General features: G+C 46.7%; 1 protein-coding gene. It reads right to left on the minus strand.

Annotated elements, in window-relative coordinates:
* A partial coding sequence (locus PL8927_RS28755) for a zinc ribbon domain-containing protein (protein WP_156093360.1) occupies positions 1-261 on the minus strand: 261 nt, incomplete at both ends.

Raw genomic sequence — 261 nt, forward strand, 5'->3', positions numbered from 1 at the left:
CGTCAAGCTTCGCGCTCGACGGGGGATTCTCCCAGAATCACTTCTTGAGATTACTGGCTCAACGAGACGACTTAAATCTTCAACATCTCTGTTAAAGACCCAGAGGCCGGACTCTCCCCAGTCGTTTGGGTCGGTTTCTGTTTGCCCAACAGTACCGTTGAGATCGGCTCCCAAATATTTCAACCCTTTTTTAAGAATATTAATTGCCGCATTCCAGTCTCGATCTAAAACTGTTTGGCAATCAGGGCATTGATGAGTTCT

The organism is Planktothrix serta PCC 8927 (assembly GCF_900010725.2).
Classification (GTDB): Bacteria; Cyanobacteriota; Cyanobacteriia; order Cyanobacteriales; family Microcoleaceae; genus Planktothrix; species Planktothrix serta.